This window comes from Mesorhizobium sp. M0208 (assembly GCF_040322015.1).
In the GTDB taxonomy this organism is placed as follows: Bacteria; Pseudomonadota; Alphaproteobacteria; order Rhizobiales; family Rhizobiaceae; genus Mesorhizobium.
In genome coordinates this window covers 349,359-365,049 of sequence record NZ_JAMYSP010000002.1, presented here as the reverse complement: position 1 = coordinate 365,049, position 15,691 = coordinate 349,359, and the positions used below count along the sequence as shown (strand labels likewise).

Here is a 15,691-nt window from a genome sequence, read left to right as displayed (position 1 = left end):
TGCGCTCGATGGAAATAGCGTGGCCGTCGCTGGCATTGGTGCGCACCCGGTCGACAGCGATGAAAAACGGGTTTTCTATACCAAGTAGCGCGGCAAGATCAGGATCCTCGATCACCTCAAGGCGCAGGGTGCGCGTCTCGGCATTGGCGCCGGCGTTGGCGAGCGCCCGCGACCAACCGATTGAGTCATCGACGGGGTTGCCATCGAAGGTGACGAAAGAGCCGATGCCGACCTTGGTGGTGATCAGTCCGCGGCTTGACAGTTCCTCGAGGCCCTTGCGAACGGTGTTACGGCTGACGGAGAAACGCTGGACGAGCTCGTTCTCGCTTTGCAACCGGTCGCCGAAGCCCAGAACACCGGAGCGGATTTCATGTTCGAGAACCGTGGCAATCTGTTCTGGCTTGCCCGTGCCGGGAGACAGTTGAACCGAACGCCGCTTCATTTGGATACCTGTTCAGTGAACCTGTATGATCATGTTCATTATCCTCACGCGGTGGTCTTGTCAACGACGACTGATATCTGGCCTGCAGCCGTGAAGGACGCTTTCAAATCCCATGACTATCTGACCGCACAGCGTTTCGGGTGAGGATCAGCGCCCCGATGATGGTGGAGCCGCCGCGGCCGCCGGAGATCGAGGTTCCGCCGCCGACGGCCGCGGGCACCGAAGGCAGCACCAGCGGTTCGGCGAGCGACAGCGACGGCGCCTTGATCAGGCCGATATAGAGCAGTGCGAGCCCGCTCGAGATGATGTAGGGCACGGTGATCGCCTGCCAGGCGCAGACGCCGGACAGGCGTGTTGCCCGTTCGTTGTCGCCGACCGCCGCCCGCGTCGCGCCGGCCGTCGCGTCCAGTGCATCAGGCGGCGCGTCGGCTTTGTTTCCGTGAATCTCGCTATACCGCATTGCACAATCGCCTCGCCTGCGCAAAATGCGGCATGATCCGCAAATCCCTCACTGTCCTGGTGATCGATGAAAACCACATCCGCGCTTCCATAATCGAAGCGGGATTGCGGGAGGCCGGGCATCAGCAGGTCACGGTCATCCACGACGTCGCCGGCATAGCGCGGCGGATCGCCGAGATCGAACCCGACGTCATCGTCATCGATCTCGAAAATCCCAACCGTGACATGCTCGAAAACATGTTCCAGCTTTCGCGCGTGGTGAAGCGGCCGATCGCCATGTTCGTTGACCGCTCGGACCAGGCGTCGATCGAGGCAGCGGTGGAAGCCGGGGTGTCGGCCTATGTCGTCGACGGCCTGCGCCAGGAGCGGGTCAAGCCGATCCTCGACATGGCGATCAGCCGCTTCAACGCCTTCTCGCGCATGGCGCGCGAACTGGAAGAGGCCCGCAGCGAGTTGGAGAGCCGCAAGGTGATCGATCGCGCCAAGGGCATCCTGATGAAGTCGCGCGGCCTGTCGGAGGACGCGGCCTACACGCTGCTGCGCAAGACAGCCATGAACCAGAACCGCAAGATCGCCGAAATCGCGCAGAGCCTGGTGACGGCGGCAGGGCTTCTGGATCCCAAGGAGAGTTGAGAATGGCGGCCGAGCACCGGATCAATGTTGGCTTCATGCCGCTCTTCGACAGCGCCATCCTTGTCGCGGCGAAGGAAATCGGCTTCGCCCTACGTGAAGGCATCGACCTGACGCTCAACCGGGAAACGTCCTGGGCCAACATCCGCGACCGCATCGCCATCGGCCATTTCGACCTGGCGCATATGCTGGGGCCGATGCCGATCGCCTGCAATCTGGGGCTGACGCCGCTCGCCTCCGACACCGTCGTGCCGTTCTCGCTCGGCCTCGGCGGCAATTGCGTGACGGTTTCGAACGCGGTCTGGGCCGGCATGGCCGCGCACGGCGCCCGGCCCGATCTCGATCCGGCGCGGGCCGGTAAGGCGTTGCGAGCGCTGATCCGTGATCGGGCGAATGGCGGCGGCGATCCGCTGCGCTTCGCCGTCGTCCATCCGCACTCCGGGCACAACTACGAACTGCGCTACTGGCTCGCCGCCTGCGGCATCGACCCGTCGCGTGAAATCGAAATCGTCATCGTGCCGCCGCCATTCATGGCCGACGCGCTCGCCGCCGGCAGGATCGACGGTTACTGCGTCGGCGAACCCTGGAACAGCGCCGCGGTCGTCGCCGGCACCGGCCATATCGCCACGGTCAAGGCGGCCATCTGGAAGACCAGCCCGGAGAAAGTCGTCGGCGTGCGCAAGGCATGGGCCGAAAGAGAGCCTGACGCGCTTTCGGCTCTGCTGCGCGCGCTGCATCATGCGGCGCGCTGGTGCCAGGACCCGGCAAACCGTGGCGAACTCGCGGCCCTGATGGCGCAGCCGGCCTTTCTCGGCCTGGCGCCGGCGCTGCAGATGCCGATCCTCAGCGGGCATCTGGCGCTCGGCGGCGGTGCCGAACTGAGCGTCGGCGACTTCTTTCTGCCCTTCAACAAGGCGGCGAACTTCCCGTGGAAGAGCCATGCGCTGTGGTTCTACACGCAGATGGTGCGCTGGGGGCATGTCGCGCACACGCCGGAAAACCTCGCTATTGCCCGCGACTGCTATCGCCCCGATCTCTACCGCTCGGCGTTGAAGCCGCTTGGCGTGGCGCTTCCCGGTGCCAATGCCAAGGTCGAGGGCGCGCTGAAGGCCGCGACCCCAGTTGGTTCGGCGGGGGCAAGCCTGGTGCTCGGTCCCGACGGTTTCTTCGATGGCCAGATCTTCGATCCCGACGAGATCGACGCCTACATTGCCGGCCAGAAATTGGCGCGCGCTGAAGCCTGATCATTTCCGCGCCATTCTTGTGCACTGCACAAAAAATGTGCGTGCAACTGCGCTAATGAACAATCTTTGGCTTGCTCGCCCGGCGGGCCGGGGCGCCGACGATTTTGGCATGCCGTTGATCTCATTGATGTTTATCATCCATTCCGAAACTGGCACGGTTCCTGCGTTGCAATAGGCAGACTCTTCTCGGGGTCACGGAATAGGCGTCCAATGGCGGGCGCTACAGGCAAAGCTGCCGCTCAGGTCAACACGCGATCCCGGATGGACGGACGCGCGCGGCCTGGCCGGCGGCTTTTTTGTTTTGATCGAACACGCAATCGACGGCGCCGATCCCAAGCCGCGCCCAACCGGAGATGACGATGACGAAACGCATCAAGAGCCATTCCGCCCAAACGGCGATCAGCCGCCGCGATTTCCTGAGGATCAGCGCGGCCACCGCGGCAACGCTGGCCGCGGCGCGTGCGCTGCTGCCCTCCGGCGCCTATGCGGCTACCGCCGTACCGGAAGTCACAGGCGCCAAGCTCGGCTTCATCGCATTGACTGATGCAGCACCGTTGATGATCGCCAAGGAGAAAGGCCTGTTCGAGAAATTCGGCATGCCCGATGTCGAGGTGCTCAAGCAGGCTTCCTGGGGGGCGACGCGCGATAATCTGGTGCTCGGCGGCGAAGCCAACGGCATTGACGGCGCCCATATCCTGACGCCGATGCCTTATCTGATGCACACCGGCAAGGTGACGCAAAACAAGCAGCCGCTGCCGATGGCGATCGTGGCGCGCCTCAACTACGACTGCCAGGGCATTTCCGTTGCCCAGGAATATGCCGCCACCGGCGTCGCCCTCGACGCCTCCAGGCTGAAGGATGCCTTCGCCGCCAAGCAGGCCGCAGGCAAGGAGGTCAAGGCCGCCATGACCTTCCCGGGCGGCACGCACGACCTTTGGCTGCGCTACTGGCTGGCCGCCGGCGGCATCGATCCCGACAAGGACGTCTCGACCATCGTCGTGCCGCCGCCGCAGATGGTTGCCAACATGAAGGTCGGCAACATGGACGTGTTCTGTGTCGGCGAGCCGTGGAACGAGCAGCTCGTCCACCAGGGCGTCGGTTTCACCGCCGCTACCACTGGCGAGCTATGGAAGGGCCATCCGGAAAAGGCGCTCGGCCTGCGCGCCGCCTTCATCGACAAGTATCCGAACGCCACCAAGGCGATCCTGATGGCCGTCATGGAAGCCCAGCAATGGTGCGAAGCCAAGGAAAACAAGGACGAGATGGCCGCCATCATCGGCAAGCGGCAATGGATGAACGTGCCGACCGCCGACATCATCGGCCGCCTCAAGGGCGACATCAACTACGGCAATGGCCGCGTCGCCAACGGCACAGATCTCTACATGAAGTTCTGGCAGGGCGGCGTGTCCTATCCCTTCAAGAGCCACGACAGCTGGTTCCTCGCCGAAAACATCCGCTGGGGCAAGTTCGCGCCGACCACCGACATCAAGGCGCTGGTCGCCCAGGTCAATCGCGAGGATCTGTGGCGCGAAGCGGCCAAGGATCTTGGTGTCGCCGCGGCCGATATCCCGGCGTCTTCATCGCGCGGCGTCGAGACCTTCTTCGACGGCAAGGTGTTCGATCCGGAGAACCCGTCCGCCTATCTCGACAGCCTGAAGATCAAGGCATCGGCCTGAACGGTGCAAACGGCGCTCGCGCCGTTTGTCGCCGCAAGCGCAACGGCGCCGCTTGTCGCCAAATGCCAAAGGAACATTCGAGAAATGTCTATCCAAGCCATCGAGGACCGCAAGGTGAAGCCGTTCCCCGCGCCTTCCAAGCCCGCCGAAATCATCGCCTTCACCGCCAGGGCGCGGCGTCGCTTCGACCCGGCCGCAATCGCAGGCAAGCTGGCCAGCACGCTGGTGCCGCCGGTCATCGTCGTCGCCCTCATGCTCGTCGTCTGGCAGGTCGCCTGTTCGTCGCCGACGGCCAGCCTGCCGCCGCCAAGCCAGGTCTGGAACGAGGCCTATGACCTGATCGCCCATCCGTTCTTCAACAATGGCCCGCAGGACATTGGGCTCGCCTGGCGGGTGCTGATCTCGCTGCAGCGCGTCGCCATCGGCTTTGGCCTTGCGGCGGTCGTCGGCGTCGCGCTCGGCGCTCTGGTCGGCCAGTCGATCTGGGCGATGCGCGGCCTTGATCCGGTGTTCCAGATTCTGCGCACGGTACCGCCGCTCGCCTGGCTGCCGCTGTCGCTGGCGGCGTTCCGCGATTCCAGCCCGTCGGCAATCTTCGTCATCTTCATCACCTCGATCTGGCCGGTGATCATCAACACCGCCGTCGGCGTCCGCAACATTCCAGAGGACTATCGCAACGTCTCCCGCATCCTCAGGCTCAACCAGCTCGAATTCTTCGTGAAAATCATGGTGCCGGCCGCGGCACCTTACATCTTCACCGGCTTGCGCATCGGCATCGGTCTGTCCTGGCTTGCCATCGTCGCCGCCGAAATGCTGACCGGCGGCGTCGGTATCGGCTTCTTCATCTGGGATGCCTGGAATTCGTCGCGGCTGCCCGACATCATCGTCGCACTCGCCTATATCGGCGTCACCGGCTTTTGCCTCGACCGCCTGGTCGCGTCGGTCGGCGTCTTCGTCACCCGCGGCACAACGGCAAAGTGAGGAGAGGGACGATGACGGCCTATCTGAAACTCGACCATATCGATAAATCCTTCATGCGCGGCGGCCAGGTCAGCGACGTCCTGAAGGACATAAGACTGACCATCGACAAGGGCGAATTCGTCTCGATCATCGGCCATTCCGGCTGCGGCAAGTCGACCTTGCTCAATCTAATCGCCGGGCTGACCAAGGTCTCGGCCGGCGCGGTTCTGTTGGAGGACAAGGAGGTCGACAGCCCCGGTCCCGAACGCGCCGTGGTGTTCCAGAACCACAGCCTGCTGCCATGGCTCACCGTGTACGAAAACATCAACCTCGCGGTATCCAAGGTCTTCGGCGGCAAAAAGAGCCGGGCCGAACGGCATGACTGGATCATGCGCAATCTCGATCTCGTGCAGATGGCGCATGCGAAAGACAAGCGCCCAGCGGAGATTTCGGGCGGCATGAAGCAGCGCGTCGGCATTGCGCGCGCGCTCGCGATGGAGCCGAAGATTCTTTTGCTCGACGAGCCGTTCGGGGCGCTCGACGCGCTGACCCGTGCGCATCTGCAGGACGCGGTGATGGATATCCATTCGAGGCTCGGCTCGACGACGATCATGATCACTCACGATGTCGACGAGGCGGTGCTATTGTCCGACCGCATCGTCATGATGACCAACGGGCCGGCGGCCACCATCGGCGAGGTTCTTCCCGTGCCGCTGGCCCGGCCGCGTCGGCGCATCGAGCTTTCCTCCGACCGCACCTTCCTACGCTGCCGCGAGGCGGTGCTGAAATTCCTCTACGAACGCCACCGCTTCGTCGAAGCCGCGGAGTGAGGCCATAACGGGCTAACGCGTCATCATCATTGGAAATCTGCATCGGCAATGGGCAATCTACCGCATTGCACAAATATTATGCTGCTGTGCAAGGCATCTTGACTAATCTTTGATCCGCTGCCGAGCTTGGTCAAAAGTCGCGCGGCTGCGGTTCATATTGATTTCATTCGATAATTAAGAGCGCTGTCGAATTGGCACGCTTCCTGCTTTCCAAAATGTAAGGCCCGCAAGGGCCAAGTGACACGGCGTCCAATGGCGGGCGCCACAGGCAAAGCTGCCGCTCAGGTCCACACGCGCTCCCGGAATCCCGGACGCGAAGACCTGGCCGGCGGCTTTTTTGTTTTGACGCAATCGACGGCGCTGGTCCCAAGCGGCGCCAACCGGAGACGACGATGACGAAACGGATCGGAACTGGCGCGTGCCTCGCGGAATTCACGCGCCGCCATTTTTCTGGCCAGCAGCGTGCTGTTCACCGCCGCGCTCGTCCTCTTTCCCGCTGGCGCCAAGACTGACGGCAAAGGTTTCGAAGTGACCGTGCACAGCTCGGTTTCAACCAGTTCGCCGATGCCGCGCCGCTGACAGTCGCGAACGAACAGCCAAGGGCGGTGCCGCCCCCCACGCCGCAAACCGGAGCCAGAAAATGACCGCAAATCTCCCTGCCGCGCCCAGCCAGGACACTGCTCCCCGGCAGGCGCTTCTGATGTCCACCATCGCCTTCACCGTCTGCTTCGCGGTGTGGACGATCTTTTCAATCATCGGCGTGCGCATAAAGCAGGAACTGGGGCTGAACGAGACGGAGTTCGGCCTGCTCGTCGGCACGCCGATCCTCACCGGCTCGCTTGTGCGCATGGTGCTCGGTGTCTGGACCGACCGTTTTGGCGGTCGGCTGGTATACACCGCGACCATGCTTGCGGCGGCAGTCGCGACCTTCCTGCTCGCGTTTGCGCACACCTACGGGCAGATGCTGGCCGCTGCGCTAGGCGTTGGGCTCGCCGGCGGTTCCTTCGCCGTCGGTGTCGCCTATGTCTCGCGCTTCTTCCCGGCCGGCAAGCAGGGTACGGCGCTTGGCATTTTCGGTGTCGGCAATGTCGGTGCCGCGGTCACCAAGTTCCTCGCACCGTTCGTGCTTCTCTCCTGGGGCTGGCAGTCGGTCGCGCTGATCTGGGCGGCAGCACTTGTCGTCATGGCCGCCGTCTTCTGGTTCACGACCGGCGACGATCCGGTCATTCGCGAGCGCCGCGACGGCAAGGCTGCACCCGCGAGAAGCTTCTTGCAGGAATTCGCGCCGCTCAAGAACCTGCAGGTCTGGCGTTTCGCCTTGTATTATTTCTTCGCTTTCGGTGCATTCGTGGCGCTGTCGCTGTGGCTGCCCCGCTACCTGATCGGCGTCTACGGCTTCGGACTTGCGACCGCCGGCATGATCGGCGCGGCCTATTCAATTCCGGCAAGTATTTTCCGCGCCTATGGCGGCGTGCTTTCCGACCGGATCGGCGCCCGCACCGTGCTCTACTGCACCTTCGCTGTCAGTGCCGTCGCGACTCTCGTTCTGTCTCTCCCCTCGGCAGACTACGTCGTGCGCGGTATCAGCGGGCCGATCGCCTTCCATTTCGAGATCGGCCCGCTCGCCTTCATAGCCGTGGCCTGTGTGCTCGGCTTCTTCATGAGCCTTGGCAAGGCCGCCGTCTACAAGCACATCCCGGCTTATTATCCGCAGAGTGTCGGCGCGGTCGGCGGCGTTGTCGGCATGATTGGCGGGCTCGGCGGCTTTATCCTGCCAATCGCCTTCGGCGTGCTCAACGACCTCACCGGCGTCTGGTCGAGCTGCTTCATGCTGCTCTTCGTCATCGTCGCCACGTGCTTTGCCTGGATGCATTTTTCCATCCGGCGGATGGAGCGCACGGCGTCTGCCGAAGCTTCAGGCCTTTCCTACGCGGCTGAGTGAGAGCGGAGTGGATCAGGACATGACCGAAAAACTCGTCATCATCGGCAACGGCATGGCCCCCGGGCGCATGCTGGAGCATCTCCTGGAAAAGGCGCCTGGGCGCTACCAGGTCACCATCTTCAACGCCGAGCCGCGCGTGAACTACGACCGCATCATGCTGTCGCCGGTTCTGTCGGGCGAAAAGGCCTATGAGGAGATCATCATACATGGCGACGGCTGGTACATCAAGCACGGCATCACCCTCTACAAGGGCCACAAGATCGTCGCCATCGACCGGCAGGCAAGGACCGTCACCTCCGATCATGGCGTGACCGAGCCTTATGACAAACTCGTCATCGCCACCGGCTCGGTGCCGTTTATCATTCCGGTGCCCGGCCATGACCTGCCGGGCGTGCTCACCTATCGCGATCTGGACGACGTCCGGGCCATGATGCTTGCCGCCCAGTCGCGGGCCAAGGCTGTCGTCATTGGGGGCGGCCTGCTCGGGCTCGAGGCGGCAGCGGGCTTGAACTCGCAAGGCATGGACGTCACCGTGCTGCACGTCATGCCGACGCTGATGGAGCGTCAGCTCGATCCGGCCGCAGGCTATCTCCTGCAGCGTGCCGTCGAGCAGCGCGGCATCAAGGTCATCACCAAGGCCAACACGCAGGCGATCACCGGCAACGGCAAGGTCGAGCGGGTGGAGCTTGCCGACGGCACCGTCATTCCCGCAACGCTCGTCGTCATGGCGGTGGGTATCAGGCCGAACGCGGTGCTGGCGAAGGAAGCCGGCATTGCCGTCAATCGCGGCATCGTCGTCGACGCCGGCATGCGCAGCAACGACCCGGACATCTACGCAATCGGCGAATGCGCCGAGGTCAACGGCCAGGTCTACGGGCTGGTCGCGCCGCTCTATGAGATGGCGCGCGTCGCCGCCAGCCAGCTGGCTGGTAACGAGGCGGCAGCTTTCGTCCATATGGACACGCCGACCAAGCTCAAGGTCACCGGCATCGACCTGTTCTCGCTCGGCGACTTCGCCGAGGGCGAGGACCGCCAGGAGATCGTGCTGCGCGATGCCGCCGCCGGCGTCTACAAACGCCTGGTGCTGAAGGACGACCGCATCATCGGCACCGTGCTCTACGGCGAGACGACGGACGGCGCCTGGTTCAACGATCTCAAGAAGAAGCAGACCGACATATCCGAGATGCGCGACACGCTCATTTTCGGCCAGTCTTACCAGGGAGGCGCCCCCCTGGACCCTATGGCGGCCGTTGCAGCCTTGCCGGATGATGCGGAAATCTGCGGCTGCAACGGCGTATGCAAGGGAAAGATCACCGGCGCGATCACGGCCAAGGGCTTGACCTCGCTCGACGATGTGCGCGCCCACACCAAGGCGTCGGCGTCCTGCGGTTCCTGCACCGGGCTGGTCGAAAAGCTGATGGTGCTGACCATCGGCGACAAATACAACCCCGCGGCGGTCCAGCCGATGTGCAGCTGTACCTCGCTTGGCCATGACGAGGTCCGCCGGCTGATCAAAGCCAAGGGCCTGAAGACCATTCCCGCCGTCATGCAGGAGCTGGAGTGGAAGACCTCTTGCGGCTGCGCCAAATGCCGGCCGGCGCTCAACTATTACCTCGTCTGCGACTGGCCCGACGAATACGCCGACGATTACCAGTCGCGCTTCATCAACGAGCGCGTCCACGCCAACATCCAGAAGGACGGCACCTATTCGGTAGTGCCGCGCATGTGGGGCGGCGTCACCAACGCCGCCGAATTGCGCGCCATCGCCGATGTCGTCGACAAGTTCGACATTCCGATGGTCAAGGTCACCGGCGGCCAGCGCATTGACATGCTCGGCATCCGCAAGGAAGACCTGCCGGCAGTGTGGGCCGATCTCGGTCAGGCCGGGTTCGTCTCCGGCCAGGCCTATGCCAAGGGACTGCGCACAGTGAAGACCTGCGTCGGCTCCGACTGGTGCCGCTTCGGCACGCAGGATTCGACCGGCTTGGGCATCCGTATCGAAAAATTCATGTGGGGCTCTTGGACGCCGGCCAAGGTCAAGATGGCGGTGTCGGGCTGTCCCCGAAACTGTGCCGAGGCGACCTGCAAGGATGTCGGCGTGATCTGCGTCGACAGCGGCTATGAGATCCATTTCGCCGGCGCCGCCGGCCTCGACATCAAGGGCACCGAAGTGCTTGGCCTGGTCAAGACCGAGGACGAGGCGCTGGAGCATATCGTGGCGCTGACGCAGATGTATCGCGAGCAGGGCCGCTATCTCGAGCGCATCTACAAATGGGCCAAGCGCATTGGCATCGCCGAGATCAAGCGTCAGATCATGGACGATGGCGAGAAGCGCAAGGCCTATTTCGACCGCTTCGTCTTTTCGCAGAAATTCGCGCAGGTTGACCCGTGGTCGGAACGCGTTTCCGGCAAGGACAAGCATGAATTCCGGCCGATGGCTTCGGTCGGCTTTGCGCAGGCGGCGGAGTAGGCGCGTGTTCCCGAAAAGTGGAATGCGGTTTTCGGACAAGAACAACGCGCAAAGAGGAATGGCCATATGAATTGGGTATCGATCGGCTCCCTGTCTGACATTCCGCGTCGCGGTGCGCGCTGCGTGGCAACGCCCGAAGGCAAGATCGCCGTCTTTCGTACGGCCGACGATCAGGTCTTTGCCATCGATGACCATTGCCCGCACAAAAGTGGGCCGCTCAGCCAGGGCATCGTCCATGGCACGGCGGTGACCTGTCCCTTGCACAATTGGGTGATCTCGCTGGAGACAGGCAAGGCGCTTGGCGCCGACGAGGGCGCGGTGCGCACCATCGCGGTGCGGATCGACGGCGAGCGGCTGTTCATTGCGCTGGAAGCGCTGGCCAGCCGCGCGGCGTGAACCATGCAGATTGATGAAGCGCGCGAGGTGAGGACCACCTGCCCATATTGCGGGGTGGGCTGCGGCGTGCTGGCGAAGGTCGCCGCGGACGGTGAAATTACCGTTCGTGGCGACCCGGACCACCCGGCGAATTTCGGCCGGCTCTGCTCCAAAGGCTCGGCGCTGGCCGAGACCACCGATCTCGAAGGCAGGCTACTTCATCCGGAAATCCACGGTCGCCGCACCGACTGGGACGAAGCGCTCGACCTCGTCGCCTCGACCTTCTCGCAAACCATTGCCGAGCACGGCCCCAACGCGGTCGCCCTCTACGTCTCCGGCCAGTTGCTGACCGAGGACTATTACGTCGCTAACAAGCTGATGAAAGGTTTCATCGGCTCGGCCAATATCGACACCAATTCGCGCCTGTGCATGGCATCGTCCGTCGCCGGCCACCGCCGCGCCTTTGGCTCGGACACCGTTCCGGGAAATTACGAGGATCTGGAACTTGCCGACCTGATCGTGCTGGTCGGCTCCAATCTCGCCTGGTGCCATCCGGTGCTCTACCAGCGCATCGCCGCGGCCCGGGAAAAGCGGCCCGAGATGAAGGTGGTGCTGGTCGACCCACGCCGCACCATGACGTCAGACATCGCCGACATGCATCTGGCGATCGCGCCCGATGGCGACGTCGCTTTGTTCACCGGCCTGCTCGCCTATCTCGGCCAGCACAACGCGTTGGACCGCACCTATATCACGGCACACACGACCGGCTTCGGGCAAGCGCTTTTCGCCGCCTCGGCGCTCGACCTGGCCGGCATCGCCGCGGCCACCGGCCTTGGCGAGGACGAACTGGCCCGCTTCTACAGTCTGTTTGCCGCGACGGCGAAGACGGTGACCGTCTACAGCCAGGGCGTGAACCAGTCGTCTTCGGGCACCGACAAGGTCAACGCTATCATCAACTGTCATCTAGCCACCGGCCGCATCGGCAAGCCCGGCGCCGGGCCATTCTCGGTGACCGGCCAGCCCAACGCCATGGGCGGCCGTGAGGTCGGCGGCATGGCCAACATGCTGGCCGCCCACATGGAGATCGAAAATCCCGAGCACCGCAACCGCGTGCAGCGCTTCTGGAACGCGCCGGCCGTCGCCGAAAAACCCGGCCTGAAAGCGGTCGAGATGTTCGAGGCGGTGGCCGACGGACGCATCAAGGCGCTGTGGATCATGGCGACCAACCCAGTCGATTCGATGCCGGATGCCGATGCCGTCGAAGCGGCGATCAAGGCCTGCCCGTTTGTCGTGGTGTCGGACGTGCTGGGCGAGACCGACACGGTCCGCCACGCCCATGTCCGGGTGCCGGCGGCGGCATGGGGCGAGAAGGACGGCACCGTCACCAATTCGGAACGCCGCATCTCGCGCCAGCGCGCCTTTTTGGCCACGCCCGGCGAGGCAAGAGCCGACTGGTGGATCATCGCCGAAGTCGCCAAGCGGATGGGTTTTGGCGAGGCGTTTTCGCATGTGTCGCCGGCCGACATCTTCGCCGAGCACGCGGCGTTGTCGGCATTCGAGAATGATAGTGCTCGCGATTTCGACATCGGCGCTTATGCCGATGTGGATGCAGAGACCTATGAGGAGTTGGCGCCATTCCAGTGGCCAGCGCCGAGCCAAGCCACCCCCCTCTGGCCTGCCGGCCATCTCCCCCGCAAGGGGGGAGATCGGCTATCATCACGGCCTTCGCTAATCTCCAATGCCGCAAGGGGAGAGCCGGCGCCAAAGCTGCCAATCTCCCCCCTTGCGGGGGAGATGGCCGGCAGGCCAGAGGGGGGTGCTCAGGCTGAAAGTGAAAAAGACTTGGGGGTTCAGGCAAGACGAGCCTCACTTACCACCCGCTTCTTCGCCAACGGCAGCTTCTACACGCCCGACCGCAGGGCGCGCTTCATTGCTATCCGCCCAGCCGCACAAACCCGCACCAGCCCGGACTACCCGCTAGTGCTCAACACCGGGCGCGTGCGCGACCATTGGCACACCATGACGCGGACCGGCAAGAGTCCGCGCTTGTCGCAGCACATGGCCGAACCGTTCGTCGAAATCCACCCGGCGGATGCACAGCACTATGGTATCGGCGATGCCGAGATCGTCCGCGTCTCGACTGCCCATGGCGAGGTGCTGGTCCGTGCCCTGGTGACGGTGCGTCAACGCCAGGGCTCTGTATTCGTACCGATGCACTGGACCGATCAGTTCTCCGCCCGCGCGCGCGTCGATGCGTTGGTCGCGCCGACGACCGATGCGATTTCAGGCCAACCGGCCTCGAAGAATGTTGCCGCCCGCATCGAGCGGTTCGCCGCCACAGCCTTCGGCTTCGCCGTGCTTGCCGAACGGCCCGCATCGATCGACGCCGATTACTGGAGCCTCGCCCGCAGCCCCGCCGGCTGGCGGCTTGAAATTGCGCTGCAGGACAGCCGCGACTGGACCGGGTTGGCCGCCGCGCTGTTAGGCATGGAAGGCGAGACGCTCGCCTATCACGACATCGCCGGCGGGCACCATCGCTTCGCCCGTTTCGCAGGCAATCGGCTGGTCGGCGCGCTTTATCTTGCGCCTACGCCGGTAGCGGTGTCGCGCGGCTGGGCGGTCGAACAACTTGGTGCTGACCATGCCGATCGGCAGGCGCGACTGGCGATTGTCGCCGGGCGCCCGGGCGGCAACAGCGTCGACCGCGGTGCCATCGTCTGCGCCTGTTTCGGGGTCGGTGCCAACCAGATCGCGGAAGCGGTACGCGGCGGCTGTACCAGCGTCGCGGCAATCGGAGCCGTCCTTCACGCCGGCACCAATTGCGGCTCTTGCCGCGCCGAGATCAAGACCATTATCGACGGGCGGCGTCTGCAAGCTGCGGAGTGATGCGCCGAGGAACTCTGCCGCGCCGCTGCATGATGCTTACTAGCAATTTACAAACCATGGGCTACCAACGTTCTGACTTCGATTCGCTCGGAACGGGAGCCTCATGAGCAAAGCCCTGACCTCATTCGCGCTTGCCGCCGTGCTGACGGCCTTGCTGATGGCGCTCAGCCTGGCGGTGGCCAGGCATGGCTATCCCTATGGCGCGATCGGCGCCAAGCGCTTGAGCGACGTCGCCGATGCGGGGGCGTTCATTCCGCTCGCGGCGGTCTACTTTCTCAGCGCACTGCTGATGATGGTTCTGCCGATCAGGCTCGCCGGCATCGTACTGACACATGCCGCCGATGCGATCTTCTGGACGATCATCGTGTTGTTTGCGGTCATCGTTGGATGTCTCGCCGCCAGATTTGCCTTCGGTCAGCGCGATGTGCTCCCGGCACTGCTGAATTGGCGGTTCCTGTTTGTCGCAGCCGTCGTCGGATGCCATCTCTTCATCAACGAGCTGCGCCGCAACATCCTGTTGCGAAGCCTGTTCTTCGTCGTCTTCGCCACAGCAACACTGGCCTGCCTGTTTTGGTCCTTCACCGTCTGAGCATGTGCGACCGTCGGCAGGCGGCTTAATTCTTGTCGACCGGCTTTGAGCGCATTCGCGAAACGGTCTCACGCTCGGCCCGCTTCGAACGCATCGGCGGCAGGCCGCGGTCGACCAGGTCCATGTCTTCCAGCACCATGTCGCCCATCCGCTTGAAAGCGATGTCGAGCGCACCGGCCCGGTGGGCGGAGCGCAGGAACCCCGGCAATGTGCGGACCGGGTGATCCTGGGCCAGCGGCTCCTCAGGAAAAACATCGCTGGCGGCGAGAATATGGCCGCTGCGGACAGCATCCATCAGTGCCGGGAAATCGACCACGCCGGATCGGCTGAGCAAAATGAAAGCGGCTCCCTTGCGCATCCTGGCAAACGCCTCGGCGCCGAGGAAGCCCTGGTTTTCGCTGGTCACCGAAGCGACGACGAAGACGAAATCGCTGTTCGACAGAACGTCGTCGAGAGAGGCCGGCTCAACGCCGTTTTCGATCAGGATCGACGGCGGCAGCCACGGGTCGAAGGCTTTTGTCCGCGTGCGAAAGCCTGACAGCAGCCGGTTGAGCGCACGGCCAAGATCGCCGAAGCCGATGATGCCGACGTCCGCGCCGGAAAGAAGCCGCGCCGTCCGGTTGCCGTCGCCGCCCCAACGCTCCTTGCCCTGTCGAAAGGCGAGGTCGGCGTCGACGATGTCACGGGCGAGGTTGAGCGCCATGGCAAGGCCGAGTTCGGCCACCGGTTCTGCAAACACCAGCCCGGTGGTGACGACATGGATGCCGCGCGAAAACAGCGTCTCGTAGGGCATGTTGTTGATGAGGTTGCTCTCGACATTGAAGATGCAGCGCAGCGCCTTCATTTTTTCCAGCGTCTCCGGCGCGATAGGTGGCTGGCCGACGATGTAGCGCGCCTCGCCAAGGATATCGGCCGGCAGCGCCGCCACCGCTTCGGGCGATGTTTCGACGATGCGGTATTTCGATCGAAAGTTCGCCAGCGCGGCCGGCGTGAAGATCAGGTCGAGCGTGCGCGGTTCGGGTGCGCTGATCACCAGGGGCAAGGCGCTGTCGGACATGATACTTCACCTCCCGTGCGATCCGCGTCGCACCACACTAGAATCGTCTTTTCCCGCCCCCGACACCTATCACATGCCTGTCGAGAAGGAGAAGTTTGCCTTCTTCGGCCTTGCGGTGCGGCGGTCGGTGG

14 protein-coding genes and 1 pseudogene are annotated in these 15,691 nt (G+C 63.8%); 10 read left to right on the top strand and 5 right to left on the bottom strand.

All coding sequences use genetic code 11. The features are described from left to right. On the bottom strand, positions 1-442 hold a 442-nt coding region (locus NKJ17_RS03760), incomplete at its 3' end, for a GntR family transcriptional regulator (RefSeq protein WP_352687041.1). A gap of 139 nt (positions 443-581) precedes the next feature. Next, positions 582-821, bottom strand: a pseudogene (locus NKJ17_RS03755) (ABC transporter permease); the annotation flags it as partial. 113 nt (positions 822-934) lie between these two features. On the opposite strand from NKJ17_RS03755, the gene NKJ17_RS03750 reads away from it, so the two are divergent. Together NKJ17_RS03750 and NKJ17_RS03745 are read left to right on the top strand one after the other, a co-directional pair. Then, positions 935-1,534, top strand: a complete 600-nt coding sequence (locus NKJ17_RS03750; RefSeq protein ID WP_352687039.1) for an ANTAR domain-containing response regulator — start codon at positions 935-937, stop codon at positions 1,532-1,534. A 2-nt stretch (positions 1,535-1,536) separates the two neighbouring features. Further along, positions 1,537-2,775, top strand: coding sequence for a CmpA/NrtA family ABC transporter substrate-binding protein (locus NKJ17_RS03745; protein ID WP_352506994.1), 1,239 nt, complete (start codon positions 1,537-1,539; stop codon positions 2,773-2,775). A 244-nt stretch (positions 2,776-3,019) separates the two neighbouring features. On the opposite strand, the gene NKJ17_RS03740 is transcribed toward NKJ17_RS03745, so the two are convergent. Next, positions 3,020-3,148, bottom strand: a complete 129-nt coding sequence (locus tag NKJ17_RS03740) for a hypothetical protein (RefSeq protein ID WP_280952097.1) — start codon at positions 3,146-3,148, stop codon at positions 3,020-3,022. Between NKJ17_RS03740 and NKJ17_RS03735 the strand changes: the two genes are divergently transcribed. The 3 genes from NKJ17_RS03735 to NKJ17_RS03725 all read left to right on the top strand — a co-directional run bounded on the left by NKJ17_RS03735 (position 3,135) and on the right by NKJ17_RS03725 (position 6,241). Beyond that, entirely contained in the window at positions 3,135-4,451 is a 1,317-nt protein-coding gene (locus NKJ17_RS03735; protein WP_352506993.1) for a CmpA/NrtA family ABC transporter substrate-binding protein, read from the top strand. The two genes, NKJ17_RS03740 and NKJ17_RS03735, sit on opposite strands and share 14 nt — an antisense overlap. 84 nt (positions 4,452-4,535) lie before the next feature. Further along, positions 4,536-5,432 (top strand): nitrate ABC transporter permease, encoded by an 897-nt coding sequence (gene ntrB, locus NKJ17_RS03730; protein WP_352506992.1) that lies wholly within the window; start codon positions 4,536-4,538, stop codon positions 5,430-5,432. Positions 5,433-5,443: 11 nt separating this feature from the next. After that, on the top strand, positions 5,444-6,241 hold the full coding sequence (locus tag NKJ17_RS03725; protein WP_352479817.1) for an ABC transporter ATP-binding protein: 798 nt from the start codon (positions 5,444-5,446) through the stop codon (positions 6,239-6,241). A gap of 281 nt (positions 6,242-6,522) precedes the next feature. Here the strand turns inward: NKJ17_RS03725 and NKJ17_RS03720 are convergent, their stop codons facing one another. Next, a complete protein-coding gene (locus NKJ17_RS03720; protein WP_352506991.1) occupies positions 6,523-6,714 on the bottom strand; it encodes a hypothetical protein in 192 nt (63 codons plus the stop codon). A gap of 167 nt (positions 6,715-6,881) precedes the next feature. Here NKJ17_RS03720 and NKJ17_RS03715 point away from each other — a divergent pair, with 167 nt between their 5' ends. The 5 genes from NKJ17_RS03715 (at position 6,882) to NKJ17_RS03695 (ending at position 14,503) form a co-directional block, all read left to right on the top strand. Further along, on the top strand, positions 6,882-8,183 hold the full coding sequence (locus NKJ17_RS03715) for an MFS transporter (RefSeq protein WP_352506990.1): 1,302 nt from the start codon (positions 6,882-6,884) through the stop codon (positions 8,181-8,183). A 19-nt stretch (positions 8,184-8,202) separates the two neighbouring features. After that, positions 8,203-10,653 (top strand): nitrite reductase large subunit NirB, encoded by a 2,451-nt coding sequence (gene nirB, locus NKJ17_RS03710; protein ID WP_352687033.1) that lies wholly within the window; start codon positions 8,203-8,205, stop codon positions 10,651-10,653. A gap of 66 nt (positions 10,654-10,719) precedes the next feature. After that, positions 10,720-11,049 (top strand): nitrite reductase small subunit NirD, encoded by a 330-nt coding sequence (gene nirD / locus NKJ17_RS03705; protein WP_352687031.1) that lies wholly within the window; start codon positions 10,720-10,722, stop codon positions 11,047-11,049. Between the two features lie 3 nt (positions 11,050-11,052). Further along, the gene (locus tag NKJ17_RS03700; protein ID WP_352687028.1) at positions 11,053-13,914 is read left to right on the top strand and encodes a nitrate reductase; all 2,862 of its coding nucleotides are present in this window, start codon (positions 11,053-11,055) and stop codon (positions 13,912-13,914) included. 103 nt (positions 13,915-14,017) lie between these two features. Next, on the top strand, positions 14,018-14,503 hold the full coding sequence (locus tag NKJ17_RS03695; RefSeq protein WP_352687025.1) for a hypothetical protein: 486 nt from the start codon (positions 14,018-14,020) through the stop codon (positions 14,501-14,503). A gap of 25 nt (positions 14,504-14,528) precedes the next feature. On the opposite strand, the gene NKJ17_RS03690 is transcribed toward NKJ17_RS03695, so the two are convergent. Beyond that, positions 14,529-15,560 (bottom strand): hydroxyacid dehydrogenase, encoded by a 1,032-nt coding sequence (locus NKJ17_RS03690; protein WP_352687022.1) that lies wholly within the window; start codon positions 15,558-15,560, stop codon positions 14,529-14,531. Positions 15,561-15,691: the final 131 nt, after the last annotated feature.